Annotated in this window: 14 protein-coding genes and 1 riboswitch; of the genes, 6 read left to right on the top strand and 8 right to left on the bottom strand. The window is 71.4% G+C overall.

The annotated features are described in order from the left end of the window. Positions 1–2 precede the first annotated feature (2 nt). Positions 3–124: riboswitch (cobalamin riboswitch) on the bottom strand. Between the two features lie 16 nt (positions 125–140). The 4 genes from ACIA5D_RS14535 to ACIA5D_RS14520 all read right to left on the bottom strand — a co-directional run bounded on the left by ACIA5D_RS14535 (position 141) and on the right by ACIA5D_RS14520 (position 4495). Beyond that, positions 141–1739 (bottom strand): gluconokinase, encoded by a 1599-nt coding sequence (locus ACIA5D_RS14535; RefSeq protein ID WP_396030382.1) that lies wholly within the window; start codon positions 1737–1739, stop codon positions 141–143. A gap of 5 nt (positions 1740–1744) precedes the next feature. Further along, complete coding sequence (locus tag ACIA5D_RS14530; protein WP_396030381.1) at positions 1745–2080, bottom strand: VOC family protein; 336 nt, start codon at positions 2078–2080, stop codon at positions 1745–1747. A gap of 1012 nt (positions 2081–3092) precedes the next feature. Then, complete coding sequence (locus tag ACIA5D_RS14525; RefSeq protein ID WP_396030380.1) at positions 3093–3422, bottom strand: glycosyltransferase; 330 nt, start codon at positions 3420–3422, stop codon at positions 3093–3095. 2 nt (positions 3423–3424) lie between these two features. Then, a complete protein-coding gene (locus ACIA5D_RS14520) occupies positions 3425–4495 on the bottom strand; it encodes a glycosyltransferase (RefSeq protein ID WP_396030379.1) in 1071 nt (356 codons plus the stop codon). 107 nt (positions 4496–4602) lie between these two features. Between ACIA5D_RS14520 and ACIA5D_RS14515 the strand changes: the two genes are divergently transcribed. Together ACIA5D_RS14515 and ACIA5D_RS14510 are read left to right on the top strand one after the other, a co-directional pair. Further along, positions 4603–4911: an ArsR/SmtB family transcription factor gene (locus tag ACIA5D_RS14515; RefSeq protein ID WP_396030378.1), complete on the top strand. Its 309-nt coding sequence runs from the start codon at positions 4603–4605 to the stop codon at positions 4909–4911. Further along, positions 4908–5408: an SRPBCC domain-containing protein gene (locus tag ACIA5D_RS14510; RefSeq protein WP_396030377.1), complete on the top strand. Its 501-nt coding sequence runs from the start codon at positions 4908–4910 to the stop codon at positions 5406–5408. The genes ACIA5D_RS14515 and ACIA5D_RS14510 overlap by 4 nt, the downstream gene beginning before the upstream one ends. Here the strand turns inward: ACIA5D_RS14510 and ACIA5D_RS14505 are convergent. Then, positions 5397–5762: a nuclear transport factor 2 family protein gene (locus ACIA5D_RS14505; RefSeq protein ID WP_396030376.1), complete on the bottom strand. Its 366-nt coding sequence runs from the start codon at positions 5760–5762 to the stop codon at positions 5397–5399. The two genes, ACIA5D_RS14510 and ACIA5D_RS14505, sit on opposite strands and share 12 nt — an antisense overlap. A gap of 1 nt (position 5763) precedes the next feature. Next, complete coding sequence (locus tag ACIA5D_RS14500) at positions 5764–5898, bottom strand: hypothetical protein (protein ID WP_396030375.1); 135 nt, start codon at positions 5896–5898, stop codon at positions 5764–5766. 139 nt (positions 5899–6037) lie between these two features. On the opposite strand from ACIA5D_RS14500, the gene ACIA5D_RS14495 reads away from it, so the two are divergent. Further along, on the top strand, positions 6038–6715 hold the full coding sequence (locus tag ACIA5D_RS14495; RefSeq protein WP_396030374.1) for a hypothetical protein: 678 nt from the start codon (positions 6038–6040) through the stop codon (positions 6713–6715). On the opposite strand, the gene ACIA5D_RS14490 is transcribed toward ACIA5D_RS14495, so the two are convergent. Both ACIA5D_RS14490 and ACIA5D_RS14485 read right to left on the bottom strand, forming a co-directional pair. Then, positions 6692–7366 carry a polysaccharide deacetylase family protein gene (locus ACIA5D_RS14490; RefSeq protein ID WP_396030373.1) on the bottom strand — a complete coding sequence of 225 codons (675 nt, stop codon included), beginning with the start codon at positions 7364–7366 and terminating at the stop codon, positions 6692–6694. The genes ACIA5D_RS14495 and ACIA5D_RS14490 overlap by 24 nt on opposite strands. A 120-nt stretch (positions 7367–7486) precedes the next feature. Then, the gene (locus tag ACIA5D_RS14485; protein ID WP_396030372.1) at positions 7487–8770 is read right to left on the bottom strand and encodes a citrate synthase; all 1284 of its coding nucleotides are present in this window, start codon (positions 8768–8770) and stop codon (positions 7487–7489) included. 164 nt (positions 8771–8934) lie between these two features. Between ACIA5D_RS14485 and ACIA5D_RS14480 the strand changes: the two genes are divergently transcribed. The 3 genes from ACIA5D_RS14480 (at position 8935) to ACIA5D_RS14470 (ending at position 12992) form a co-directional block, all read left to right on the top strand. After that, positions 8935–9774: a universal stress protein gene (locus ACIA5D_RS14480; RefSeq protein WP_396030371.1), complete on the top strand. Its 840-nt coding sequence runs from the start codon at positions 8935–8937 to the stop codon at positions 9772–9774. A 33-nt stretch (positions 9775–9807) separates the two neighbouring features. Continuing rightward, on the top strand, positions 9808–12036 hold the full coding sequence (locus ACIA5D_RS14475) for a putative bifunctional diguanylate cyclase/phosphodiesterase (protein ID WP_396030370.1): 2229 nt from the start codon (positions 9808–9810) through the stop codon (positions 12034–12036). A gap of 197 nt (positions 12037–12233) precedes the next feature. Next, the gene (locus ACIA5D_RS14470) at positions 12234–12992 is read left to right on the top strand and encodes an exodeoxyribonuclease III (protein WP_396030369.1); all 759 of its coding nucleotides are present in this window, start codon (positions 12234–12236) and stop codon (positions 12990–12992) included. Positions 12993–13063: the final 71 nt, after the last annotated feature.

Here is a 13063-nt window from a genome sequence, read left to right as displayed (position 1 = left end):
CGGAGTCTCCTGACTCCCGGATCGACGCTCCCCGCTCGCCTTCCCGCCATCACGGCCGTGGCTTCGAAGGGGTCGCTCCCCGGTCACAGTGGCGGGACCGCCCCGGATTCGCACCGGGTTCCTCCGCTACCGCTCGCCGGTCATGCTTTCTCACCCTCCGGCGCCACGTCAACGCGGCCACCGGTGACGGTGATCGCCTTCTCGGTGCCGGGCGACCTCGGCGGGGCGAGCCGGTCGAGCTCACGCACCGTCTCCATCATGGCGAGCGCCGACTTCTCCACGAACGGGCGCAGCCGGCCGTACAGGGCGGCGTTCGCCGGGTCGGGCCGGGTCGGCTCGCCGATCGCGACCAGGCGGGCCGCGTCGTCGAGGTCGGGCAGTTCGCCCAGCGCGTGCAGGCCGAGCAGGCAGGCGCCGAGCGCGGTGCCCTCGGGCGTGTCGGCGACCGCGACCGGCAGGTCGAGCGCGGCCGCGAGCACGCCCACCCACAGCTCGGACGCGACCGCGCCGCCGGTGGCCCGCACCTCGGTGACCTCGAAGCCCTCGCTCGCGAACGAGTCCCGCACCAGCGCGAGCTGCTGGCAGACGCCCTCGACGGCGGCGCGCACCAGATGTGCCCGCCCGTGCTCGCGACGCAGTCCGAGGTAGGCGCCCCGCAGGCCGGCCCGCCACCAGGGCGCCCGCTCGCCGAGCAGGTAGGGCAGGCAGAGCAGCCCGTCGCTGCCCGGCGGTGCGCTCTGCGCCTCGGTGAGCAGCGCCGCGTCCCGCTCGTCCTCGTCCTCGCCCTCGGCGCCGGGCCGCTCGAAACCGGCCGCGAAGCTCTGCCCGGCCCAGCGCACGACCGAGCCGGCATTGTTGACCGCGCCACCGACCGCCCAGCGGTCCTCGGTGAGCGCGTAGCAGAACAGCCGGCCGTCGGCGTCGGCGGTGGGCCGGTCGACGATCGTGCGCAGGGCACCGCTGGTGCCGAGAGACACGGCCGCGACCCCCGCCGGGGTGGCGCCCAGGCCGAGGTTGGCCAGCGGCCCGTCGGCCGCCCCGATGACCAGCGGCGTGCCCGGCGGCAGCCCGCCGAGACCCGGCCGCAGCTTCAGGATCGTCGTCGTCGGCACGACCTCGGCCAGCTGCCCCGAGCCGATCCCGGCGATCTCGAGAGCCTCCGGGTCCCACCGGCGCGCGTGGATGTCGTAGAGCCCCGTCCCCGACGCCACCGACAGGTCGAGCAGGAACGCCTCGTCGGCCAGGGCGGCCAGGACCAGCTCTTTCACGCCGCCCCACCGCGGCGTGTCCCGCAGCGTCGCCGGGTCGTTAGCCCGCCACCAGGCAAGCTTGGCGAGCGGCGACATCGGGTGCACCGGCGTCCCCGTACGCGCCTGCAGTTGCCGTGCCCGCCCCGAAGCGATGATCTCGTCACATTGCTCGCCGGCCCGCGCGTCGGCCCAGGTCACCAACGGCCCCAGCGGCGCGCTCCCGGAGTCCATCGGCACCAGCCCGTGCAGAAACGCGCTGAGACTCACCGCGACAACCCGGTCCCCCTGCTCACGGCAGGCGGCCGCCACGTCGGTCAGCGCCTTCACCGCCGCGTCGACCAGGTGCCGCGGGTCGAGCTCGGCCCGCCCCGGCCCCGGCACCGACAGCGGATAGTGGACACTCGTCTGCGCCCGCAGCCGCCCGTCGGCCCCCGCCGCGATCCCCTTGGTCGCGGTGGTCCCGGTATCGATGCCGATCACCACGTCCACGGCGCTCAGCTCACCAGGCAGAAGACGTGACCGTCGACATCGGTCAGCACGGCCTGCCGCTCACCCCAGGGCTGATCCCCCGGCGGGTCGATCACCGTGGCCCCCGCCTTCTCCGCCGCCGCGGCAGCCGCGTCCACGTCATCGACCACAAAGCTCGCCGCCACTCCCGCCAGCCCCGGCGAAGGCGGCCGCCGATGCAGCATGACCTCCGGCTCCCCCAGCATCACCACGTCCCCGGCCCGATACTTCTCGCCGAGCCCGAGCGCATCCCGGTAGAGCGCGAGCGCCCGATCCAGATCCGCCACCGACACAATGATCCGCCGCACCCCACGCACCGTCATGCCCTTCAACTTATCCGCCACGCCGCGCACCCGCCGGGGCTGTTTTTTCGCGTACGAGGGGACGGCTCCCCCAACCACAGCCCGGGCAGTTCCCGCCGTTGCGGCCACTCTCGCTGCAACACCGGGCCATACCCGGCTTCCGGCCCCTGCCTTGGTTGCGGCCAGTGGTGGTGCGGCCCGGTGGTGGCGCGGCCCGGTGGTGGCGCGGCCGGGTTGCCATGGCCCGGCGTCTGCCCGGTTGCGGTTCGCGCGGCCCGTCCCGCTTGGTGGGTGGCCCCCGGGCAAAGGGAATCGCTTTCATTGTCGAAAAAGTAATGGAGAGTGGCGCCGGGCGAGATTGGCATGATCGACCGACGGTCGGGGCTTACCGCCGCATTCCCGGGAGTGAAATAATTCTGGTATGCGGCAGCTGCAGTTCTTCACCACGAGCCAATTGGCCAAGATGCGTGATCGCACTGCGTCGCGCAACTATTCTCCCGAGGCAGAAAAGTTTCGCCGCGAGCATGCCCGACATCGGGAATGGGGTCTTGCGCAGCGGCACGCGCGAAAGCTGCGGCTCAGTCGCAGTGGCGCCGGCAGCGAGCAGGCAGCGCCGACCGCAACCGTGCAAGCCGCAGAACCGGCTGGCCAGCAGGCACCCAGCCCCGCGAGCGGGCAGATGGCACCGAGTCGACAGCCGCCCGCCACGCCGGTTTCGCGACGGCCGGCTACCCGGCCCGCAGTTCGCCCGGCATTCCGCCATCGGGTGCCATTGCACTCTCAGCTTTTCGGTTCCGGGCTGCCGCGGCGACCTTGCCCATTATGTCATCGAACCAGCGGCGGAGTCGCGCCACCCGCATTTGACTGGGTTCGGCGAGGGCATTTCGACGCTGTCGGCCAGAGTTCGCAACTCCCCATTCCAGCAGGTCACTTCCGGGGCAGCTCAACTGTTTTCACCCCCACCGGAAAACGTGTCGAACGAAGATTGGCACGGCGAATGGGCGACGCCATGATCGGCGGGGCGCCGCTGGTCCTAGCCGATCCACTCGAGGAGCGACGCGGCGCCGTCCTCCTCGGCGATCCGCGCCGAGAGGGCCTGCGCCCGGGCCGCGAAGTGCGGGTTCGCCGTGACCTGCCGCAACGCTGCCGCCAGCGCGTCCGCGGTCAGCGCCGGCATCGGGATCGGACGGGGCGCCACTCCGAGGTCGTGCAGCCTCCGCGCCCAGAAGGGCTGGTCCGCCAGCACCGGCACCGCCACGGCCGGCACTCCGGCCCGCAGCCCCGCGGCCGTGGTCCCCGCCCCCGCGTGGTGCACCACCGCCGCCATCCGCGGGAACAGCCAGGAGTGCGGAACCTCCCCCACATTCAGCACATTGCGCTCAGCCCACGCGGCATCCCTGGCTCTCGCGACGTCTCCGGCCCGCATGATGTCCATCGCACCCGCGGCGTCCCCGGCCCACTCGGTGCCCTCAGCCCCTGCGATGCCCCCAAACCCCGCGACCCGCCCAGCCCCGCGGTACCCCCAGCCCCCGCGGTACCCCCAGCCCCCGCGGTACCCCCAGCGCCCGCGGCCAGGCCCGACCAACCGGCCTGCAGGACGGCCCGCACCCCGGCCCGGCGCGCTGCCGCTACCGCGATCTCGCCGAGGCGCTCGCCTTGTCCGGGCGCCATGCTTCCGAAGCCTATGGACACCGGCGCTGGGCCGGCCGCCAAAAAGGCCTCCAGGTTCTCCGGCGGGCGCCAAGCCGGGTCCGTTGCCGGCCACCAGTAACCGGCGACGCGCAGTTGCGACGGCCAATCGCCGGGGCGGCGCACCACTGTGGGGCTGAAGCCGTGGAACGTCGGGGCCGCCCACTCCTGCTTCTTCCGCAGCGTCGGCAGCGGGGCCTGTGGCAGCCCCAGGTCGCGCCGCAGCTCCCGGATCGGGCTTGCGTACAACGACTCGGCTGCCCGGAACGTGGCCCATCCCGCGGCCAGGTTGCCCCACGGGCCGAGCGACCGGCCGCCCAGCAGCACGGGGGCGAACTCCCGGGTGGGGTACACGGGCTGCAGGAACACGCCGGCCCGGCGGAGCCCGTAGGCGTCGGCCACCTGATATCCCAGCGGCGCCACCATCGTCGACAGCAGGAGGACCCTCGGGCGGGCCGACTCGACCGCCGCGACGATCCCGGGCGACAGGGCGGCGATCAGCGGTCTCGCCAGGGTGAACTGGCGTGCCAGCGCCCGCGCGTTCAGGCCGCCGATGGCGTGCGTCAGGGTGGCCCGCAAGTCGCCGGGCAGTGGCTCGAACGCCGGGCCGGCCCGCTCGACCGTCTCCCGGAACGGCGCGTGCGTGGCGATCGTGACCTCGTGCCCGGCCTCCTGCAGGCGTGCGCCCAGCCCGGTGTAGGGCGCCACGTCGCCCATCGAACCCGACGTGACGATCAAGACGCGCATCACCCCATCGTGACACCGGCGATCGTGGCCGTGGCCCGCAGCACGATCGGCAACGAACCCAGCTGCATGCCTTGACAGTTATATAACCGGAGAGGCACGATGGCGGCGTGGACGCGTTGACCGCGATAGCCGAGCCGACCCGCCGCCGCATCGTCGACGCGCTGCGGGTGCGGGAGTGCAGCGTCACCGACCTGGTCGAGCTGCTGCGCATGAGCCAGCCCGCGATCTCCAAGCACCTGCGGGTCCTGCGCGAGGCCGGCGTGGTCACCGCCGAGGCGTACGCCCAGAGACGCATCTACCGGCTGAACCCGGAACCGTTCCGTGAGCTGGATGCCTGGCTGACGCCCTACCGCCGGCTCTGGACCAGGCACCTCGCAGCGCTGGAAGAGCACCTGAGCAGAGAGGACGAATCATGATCGAAGCCACCCTGGACCGGAGCGGCCCGCAGTGGACGCTCATCTTCATCCGGGAGCTGACCCAGCCCCCGGAGCGGGTCTGGACCGCGCTGACCGACCCGGGCGAGCTCGACCAGTGGGCGCCCTTCACGGCGGCGTCGGCGCTGAGCACCCCGGGCGAGACCACGCTGACCATGGTCGACGGCGACGAGCGCACCGACCTGCCGGCCGTCGTCCACCGGGCCGACCGGCCGACGCTGCTGGACTACACGTGGGGCGACGACCGGCTGCGCTGGGAGCTCGAGCCCACACCGGACGGCACCCGCCTGACGCTGCGCCACACCCTCGCGCAGCCGGGCATCGAGGCGATGGTCGCCGCCGGCTGGCACCTGTGCACCGACGTGCTGCAGCGCCTGCTCGACGGCGAGCCCACCGGCGTGATCCGGGGCAAGGACGCGCTCGACCACGGCTGGGAGGACCTCAAGAACGCGTACGAGAAGAGCCTGTCAGCGGGCTGAGAGCTTCGCCGCCATCGCCTCGCCGAGCGCCTGCACCCCGCTCAGCGGGCGCACCATGACCATGAAGTCGTCGATGAGCCCGTCCCCGTCGACGTGCACGAAGTCGCACCCGGTCAGCGCCCGCTCGCCGACGCGCGCCTCGAAGACGAGCGCGGCGTCGGGGGCGGCGGCGATTTCGCGTACGTATCGGAAGTCTTCGAAAACGGTGAACACCGCCCGCAGGATCACCTCGACGGTGGCGCGGCCCTCGTAGGGCTTGAACGCCACGGGGCTGTGGAACACCACGTCGTCGGCGAGCAGCGCCACGGCGGCATCGATGTCGCCCGCTTCGACGGCGGCTCGGAAGGAATGCACGTCAGGCCTCCAGGAAGGTCATCTCGGCCTGCTCGGCCGGTCCGAGCAGGATCTCGCGCACCTCGACCCGGCCGGTGCTTCGCACCGCCGGCAGGGTCACGTCCAGCACTACCTCGCGCGTCACTGGTTCGCTCACGCCCGGGAGTTTATGAGACCCGCGCGGAGGATGGCGCCGATGAATTGCCGCGCGCCTCGAACGGCAGATCATCAAGATCGGGGCGCCCGCAACGGCGGGAACGGGGCGGGAGAGCGATGCGGCGATCTAGCCTGTGAGGGTGCGATGGGCGGTGCCGCTCCTGGCGATGGCGGGGGCGGGAGCGGTGAGCGTCTGGGGCGCGCTGTACACGTTGCCGTGGGTGACGGCGGGCGGGTGCATCGGCCTGCTCGCGGTGCTGGCGGTCCATCTCGCCGTGAACGAGCGGGAGGCGCCCTCGTGGCTGCGGGTGACGCTGGGCGCCGCGCTGGTGCTGCTCGCGGGCGCGATGCTGGTGAAGGTGTCGGGGTGGCTGCCGGGGGAAGCGACGCTGAACGTTCCGAGGCTGACCGTGCTGGCGGAGAACCTGCGGGCGGCGTTCCAGCGGGAGGCGACCGTGGCGGGTTTCCAGTTCCTCGCCTGGGCCTGCCTCGCCGTGGTCACCGGCTGGCTGCTGGGGCGGCGGCCGCCGTTCGGGGTGGGGGCGCTGGCGATCGTGGCCGGGATGGCGATGCTCGCGGGGGCGGCCACCGGCGAGGCGCAGTACGCCGGGGACCGATGGCGCGGCTGGCAGGCATTGTCGGCCGACCTCGCCGGCAGCGATGTGCTCTCGGGGCTCAGCGCCACCGTGGCCGGGCCGCCGTACGTGGGAACCGGGACGCAGGTGGGCGCGGCCCTGCTGGGGACGACCCTGACGGTGCTGGCGTGCGCCCGGCTCGGCGCGACCAGCGCGACGCTAGGACCGGGCGACGAGGTCTGAGACGGTCACGGCCTGCAACGACAGGGCGGACAGCAGCTCGTCGGTCGTCTCGACCACGCCCTGACGCTCGGGGCCGCCCTCGTGCAGGACCAGGATCGAGCCGGGGCGGACGCCGGGGAGCAGGGACTTCGCGATCCGCTCGTCGGAGGGCAGGCCCCTGTTGGCGGCGACCAGCGTGCCGAGCACGGCCTGCAGGTTCTGCTCGGCGGCCGAGCGCAGCATGCGCGGGGTGAAGACGCCGGAGCCGGGCCGGAACCAGCGGATCGGACCGTACGGGCTGAGCAGCTCGGTGGTGCGGGCCAGGTCGCGGCGGAACTGCGGGTCGGGGATCAGCGCCGAGCGCTCGTCGCGCATCAGGTGGTTCGCGAGCTCGTGGCCGGCCGCGGTGATCGACGCGACGAGGTGCGGGTAGGCTTCGACCCGCTCGCCAACCAGGAAGAACGTGGCCTTCGCGCCGTGCCGGGCCAGCACCTCCAGCAGGCGCGGGGTGCTCTCGGGGCCGGGACCGTCGTCGAAGGTGAGGGCGAAAACGGGGTCGTCGGTGTCGACGTACCAGAGGACGTCGCCGGGGATCAGCCGGGAGACGGCCCGGGTGGCGGGCTCACGCCAACGGAGGACGAAGCCCGCGGGTCCTGCCGGTGTCGTGGCCATGAACAAAGCGTATGCCGGCCCATCGACGCCGAGCCGCCAGCGCTGCGGTTGGGGCCGCGCGCCCCCGTACGACACAAAAAACGGCCCCGCCGCAAGAAAAGCGGCGGGGCGTAACCGAAATCAGCGCTTGTCGATCGCGACGAACTCGCGCTCCGGAGAACCGGTGTAGAGCTGGCGCGGGCGGCCGATCTTTGTGGCCGGGTCGTTCATCATCTCGGTCCACTGCGCGATCCAGCCGGGCAGGCGGCCGATAGCGAACAGAACCGTGAACATCTTGGTCGGGAAACCCATCGCCTTGTAGATGAGGCCCGTGTAGAAATCGACGTTCGGGTAGAGCTTGCGGCTCACGAAGTAGTCGTCGTTGAGGGCGATCTCTTCGAGCTGGAACGCGATGTCGAGCAGCGGGTCGGGCTTGTCCAGTGTGTTGAGCATCTCCTGGGCGGCCTTCTTGACGATGGCGGCACGCGGGTCGTAATTCTTGTAGACCCGGTGGCCGAAGCCCATGAGCTTGACGCCCTTTTCCTTGTTCTTCACCCGGGTGACGAACGCGTTGACGTCGCCGCCGTCCTTGCGGATCTGCTCGAGCATCTCGAGAACCGCGGCATTGGCGCCGCCGTGCAGCGGGCCGGAGAGCGCGTTCACACCCGCCGAGACCGAGGCGAACAGGTTGGCCTCGGCCGAGCCGACCAGGCGGACCGTCGAGGTCGAGCAGTTCTGCTCGTGGTCGGCGTGCAGGATGAACAGCATGTCGAGGATCTTGGCGACCTTGGGGTCCACGTCGTACTGCACGGTGGGCAGGCCGAAGGTCATGCGCAGGAAGTTCTCGACGTAGTCGAGCGAGTTGTCGGGGTACGGCAGCGGGTGGCCGATGCTCTTCTTGTACGCGTACGCGGCGATCGTCGGAAGCTTCGCCATCAGCCGGATCCCGGAGATCTCGACCTGCTCGGGATCTTTCGGGTCGAGCGTGTCCTGGTAGAACGTCGACAGCGCGGTGACCGCCGAGGAAAGCACCGCCATCGGGTGGGCGTCACGCGGGAACCCGGAGAAGAACGAGCGCATCTCCTCCTGCAGCAGCGTGTGCACGCGGATCTTGTCGGCGAAGTCCTTCAGCTGCGTCGGCGTCGGCAGCTCGTCGTGCATCAGGAGGTACGACACCTCGAGGAACGTCGACTTCTCGGCGAGCTGATCGATCGGATAACCGCGGTAGCGCAGGATTCCCGCGTCACCGTCGATGTAGGTGATCGACGAGGTCGTCGACGCCGTGTTCACGAAACCCTGGTCGAGGGTGACGAAACCGGTCTCCTTCAGAAGGGCACTGACGTCGATGCCGCCGGGACCCTCGACGGCCTCACGCACCGCCATCGACAGCTGGCCACCCGGGTGGTCGAGCTTGACATCCGTCATGTATTTCCCTCACTTCACCGGCAGATGTCCACAAGAATTTGTCGTTCACCGTAAACCCTCAACCTGAATGGGTCATCAGGTGGCCACCCGCTGAGGGATTGATCACGAAGAGTGGCGTTCTTGCATAGATAATGGTGCACAGTCTCAGTGCGGAGGTGTGACCGGTGCGAAACCTTGTAGTGGTCGGTGTGACCGGCACGTCGGCCGGACTGGCCGCGGTGCGCATGGCCGCGCGGGAGGCGGTCTCCCGTGGCGGTCAGCTCCGAGTCGTACACGCGTTCACCTGGCCCAGTCATGGCCCGCCGGGCGCCGGGCTCGATTACGACGACGCGCGCCGGGCCGCCACCCAGGTGGTCGGCGAGGCGGTCGCCACCGCCCAGCGTTCCACACCCGGGGTGCGGGTGACGGGACAACTCGTCGACGGATTGCCCGATCGGGTGCTGTTGCGCCTGAGCCGCACCGCCGAGCTGCTGGTCCTCGGCGACGACGACCTGGCCACCACCTCCTGGCTGCCGCCGTCCTCGGTCCTCGTGCAGACGGTCGCCCGCTCGTGGTGCCCGGTGCTGGTGGCCCGCGGACCGCGTCCGCCGCGCGGGGTCGTGCTGGCGGCCGTCGACGGCTCGTCGAACGGCATGCGGGCGCTGCGGCACGCCGCCGCCGAGAGCCGCCGGCGCAAGATCGCGGTCGAGGTGGTGCACGTGGTCCGGGAGTACGGCGGCCGGCACGAGGAACTGGGCCGGCAGGTGCTGGCCGAGGCCGCGGCCGTGGCGCCGCAGGCGCGTACCCGGTTGCTCGCCGGCCGGCCGGGGCCCACCCTGGTACTCGCGTCGCGCCGGGGCCGGGTGATCCTGCTGGGCACCCGCGGCGCCCACGAGGGCCTGCTCGGCTCGGTGGCCCGTGAGGTGCTGCACCGCAGCGCCTGCCCATCGGTCTTCGTGCACGGGCGGTCGACGCCCTCCCCGCCGGCGCAGCGCTCGCCGACGAGGGCCACCGCATTGACCTAATCCCGGGGCCCCGCAAGCCGATCTAGACCGTTGATGACCGGATTGTGGCGGCTGTGGGCCCTGGGCGGGGCGGCGGCGACGGCCCTGTACCTGACCGACCTCTCCCCCGCCGTGAACAGCGCGTGCGCGCTGATCGTCGGGGTGGGCACGGTGTTCGCCTGCTTCTACGGTCCGCGTCGCCTGCGCGCCGAGCCGCGCGGCGCCTGGAACCTGATGGGCGTCGCCGCGCTGAGCTTCCTGATCGGCATGGTCGTCCGGCCGTTCGTGACCGACGCCGGGCTGCCGCTGATCTCCGACTGCTTCACGATCCCCGGCTACCTGCTGCTGTTCTGCTTCTTCTGGAATCTGCTGCGGGCCCGGCAGGTGATGGAACGACATGTGGTGCTCGACGGCCTGATCATCTGCCTGGCCGGCGGGACCGCGAGCATGCTGCTGCTGGCCATGCCGGCCGTGGAGGTCGGCGGCCGGTCGGTCGTCGTGTCCTCGCTGGCGGGGATCTACCCGTTGTTCGACGTCGTGGTGCTGATGATGGTGCTGAACCTGACCTTCACCGCGCGCGCCTGGCCGCTGTCGCTGCTGTCCCTGCTCGGCGGGATGGGCCTGATGCTGGCGGGCGATCTCTCGTACGCGATCATCGGCCGGTCCGGGCAGCTCTACACCTCGCCGCTGCTCGACGTGCCGTTCCTGCTCGCGTACACGCTGCTGGGCGTCACCGCGCTGCACCCCTCGGCGACCGTCCTCGGCCGGCCGGCCCGGCCCCCGGTGCCGGCCTGGTCGGCGCGCCGGATGGCGCTGCTGGTGCCGGCCCTGGCCACGCCGTTCGTGCTGCTGCTGTTCGTCGGGGACACCACGGCGCGCCGGCTCGTGCTGAGCGTCACCGGCGTCCTCATCGTGACGCTGCTGCTGGCGCGCGCGGTCGCCGCGGTGCAGGCCCAGACGCGGGCACAGCATTTCGCCGAGTACGCGGCCAACCATGATCCGCTGACCGGCCTGCCGAACCGGCGCATGGTCGCCGAGGAAGTCGACCGCTTCCTGCAGACGGGTTCGTCCATCTGGGTGCTCCTGCTGGATCTGGACGGCTTCAAGTACGTCAACGACTCGTGGGGGCACGACACCGGCGACCGCCTCGTCATCGAGGTCGGCGAGCGGCTGCGGGCCCGCGTGCCCTCCGACGTCACGGTCGCGGCGCTGGGCGGCGACGAGTTCCTGCTCGCCTGCGCCGGCGACCGGCCGCGCGCCGAGCGGGTGGTCGACGAGGTGCGCGGCTGCTTCGACCGCCCGTTCGTGGTGCGCGACGTCGAACTCAAGATCAGCGCGTCGATCGGCATCGCCTCGGCCGGCTCGGACGGCGACGCCGAGGAGCTGATGCGCGACGCCGACACGGCCATGTACCAGGCGAAATCCACGGGCCCGGGTCATGCCACGGTCTTCGACCGGTCGATGCACGACCAGGTGCGCGAGCGCATCGAGCTCGAGGTCGCGCTGCGCCGCGCGCTCGGCGAGGGCGAGCTCTGGGTGGCCTACCAGCCGCTCGTACGGCTCGAGACGGGCCGCCCGCTCGGCGCGGAGGCGCTGGTCCGCTGGGTGCACGCGGAACGCGGTCCGATCTCGCCGGCCGTGTTCATCCCGCTCGCCGAGGACGCCGGGCTGATCGGGGCGATCGGCACCTATGTACGCCAGGAGGCGCTGCGCCAGCTCGCGGCGTGGCGCGCCGACGGGACCGTGGCCGACGACTTCTACCTGTCCATCAACGTCTCGGCGAAGCAGCTCACCGATCCGTCGTTCCCGCTGGTCGTCTCGTCCGAGCTGCTCGAGTACGGGGTGCCGGCCCGCTGCGTGGCCCTGGAGATGACCGAGACGGTGATGATGGACAGCTCGGGCGCCACCTCACGGGTGGTCTTCGAGCTGCGCGAGCTCGGCGTCAAGCTGCTGATCGACGACTTCGGCACGGGGTTCTCGGGGCTGGGCTACCTGCGCCGCTTCCCGGTGACCGGTGTGAAGATCGACCGCTCGTTCGTGGTCGGGCTGGGCGCCGACGAAGAAGCCGGCGAGCTGGTGCGGGCGATCGTGGCGATGAGCCAGGCGCTGCACCTGAGCGTGATCGCCGAGGGCGTGGAGACCCGCTTGCAGCGGGACGCGCTGGCGGCCATGGGCGTGACGAACGGGCAGGGGTGGCTGTGGGGTCCGGCGGTCCCTCCGTCGGAGTTCGCGGCACATTGGCACACCTCCGGAACAGCGGCAACACTTGCGGGTACCGAATGACCCCTTCCGCCGCGCCGCCGCGTGGGGCATCATTCGAGCCTCCCCCCAGTAACGCGCATCACACCCGGAGTTGCCGATGATGACCGCGATGGTCACCGTCCTGTTCATGCTCACCGTCGGGCTCGCTGCGGCGCTCATGGCGGCGGTTCGCCGGCCCTGATCTCCCGCGTCCGGCCGAGATGCGGCAGGCTGGGCAGATGCGCTTCGCCACGTGGAACGTCAACTCGGTCAAGGCACGCCTGCCCCGGTTGCAGGAGTGGCTCTCCTCCACCAAGCCCGATGTGCTGTGCGTGCAGGAGACCAAGGTCGCCGACTTCCCCGACCTCTCCGATCTTGGTTACGAGGCCGCCCACTTCGGGCTGGGCCGGTGGAACGGCGTCGCCGTCCTGTCCCGGATCGGCCTGGCCGACGTGCGCCAGGGGTTTCCCGGCGAGCCCGGGTTCCCCGAGCACGAGGCCCGCTTCGTCAGCGCGCTCTGCGGGGGCATCCGCTTCGCCTCGGTCTACGTCCCCAATGGGCGGACACCGGAAGATCCGCACTACACTTACAAGCTCGCGTGGCTGGCTGCGCTGCGCAGCGCGCTGAAGGACGACCTCGCCGCCGGGCCGCTGGTCGTGGCCGGCGACTTCAACGTCGCGCCCACCGACGACGACGTGTGGGACCCGGCGGTCTTCGTCGGCGCCACCCACGTCACCCCGCCCGAGCGGGAGGCGCTCGCCGCCATCCGCGACCTCGGCCTGCACGACATCGTGGGTCGTCCGCTCAAGGGCGATCGCCCGTTCACCTATTGGGACTACCGGGCCGGCATGTTCCACATGAACAAGGGCATGCGGATCGACCTGGTGCTGGCCAGTGCCGACGTCGCCGCCAAGGTGACCGACGCGGTGATCGACCGGGAGGCGCGCAAGGGCAAGGGGCCGTCCGACCACGCCCCCATCGTGGTCGACATCGAATAAATCGGTGGCGTCCCGCGCGCGGGCCGGGCTAGCGTCTTTCGCATGATCCTCTGATGCTCATCGGGCCACGG

Source organism: Actinoplanes sp. NPDC051513 (genome assembly GCF_044454685.1).
Taxonomy (GTDB): domain Bacteria; phylum Actinomycetota; class Actinomycetes; order Mycobacteriales; family Micromonosporaceae; genus Actinoplanes.
Note: the sequence above shows the minus strand (reverse complement) of the source record. Positions and strands in the feature narration are given on the sequence as shown.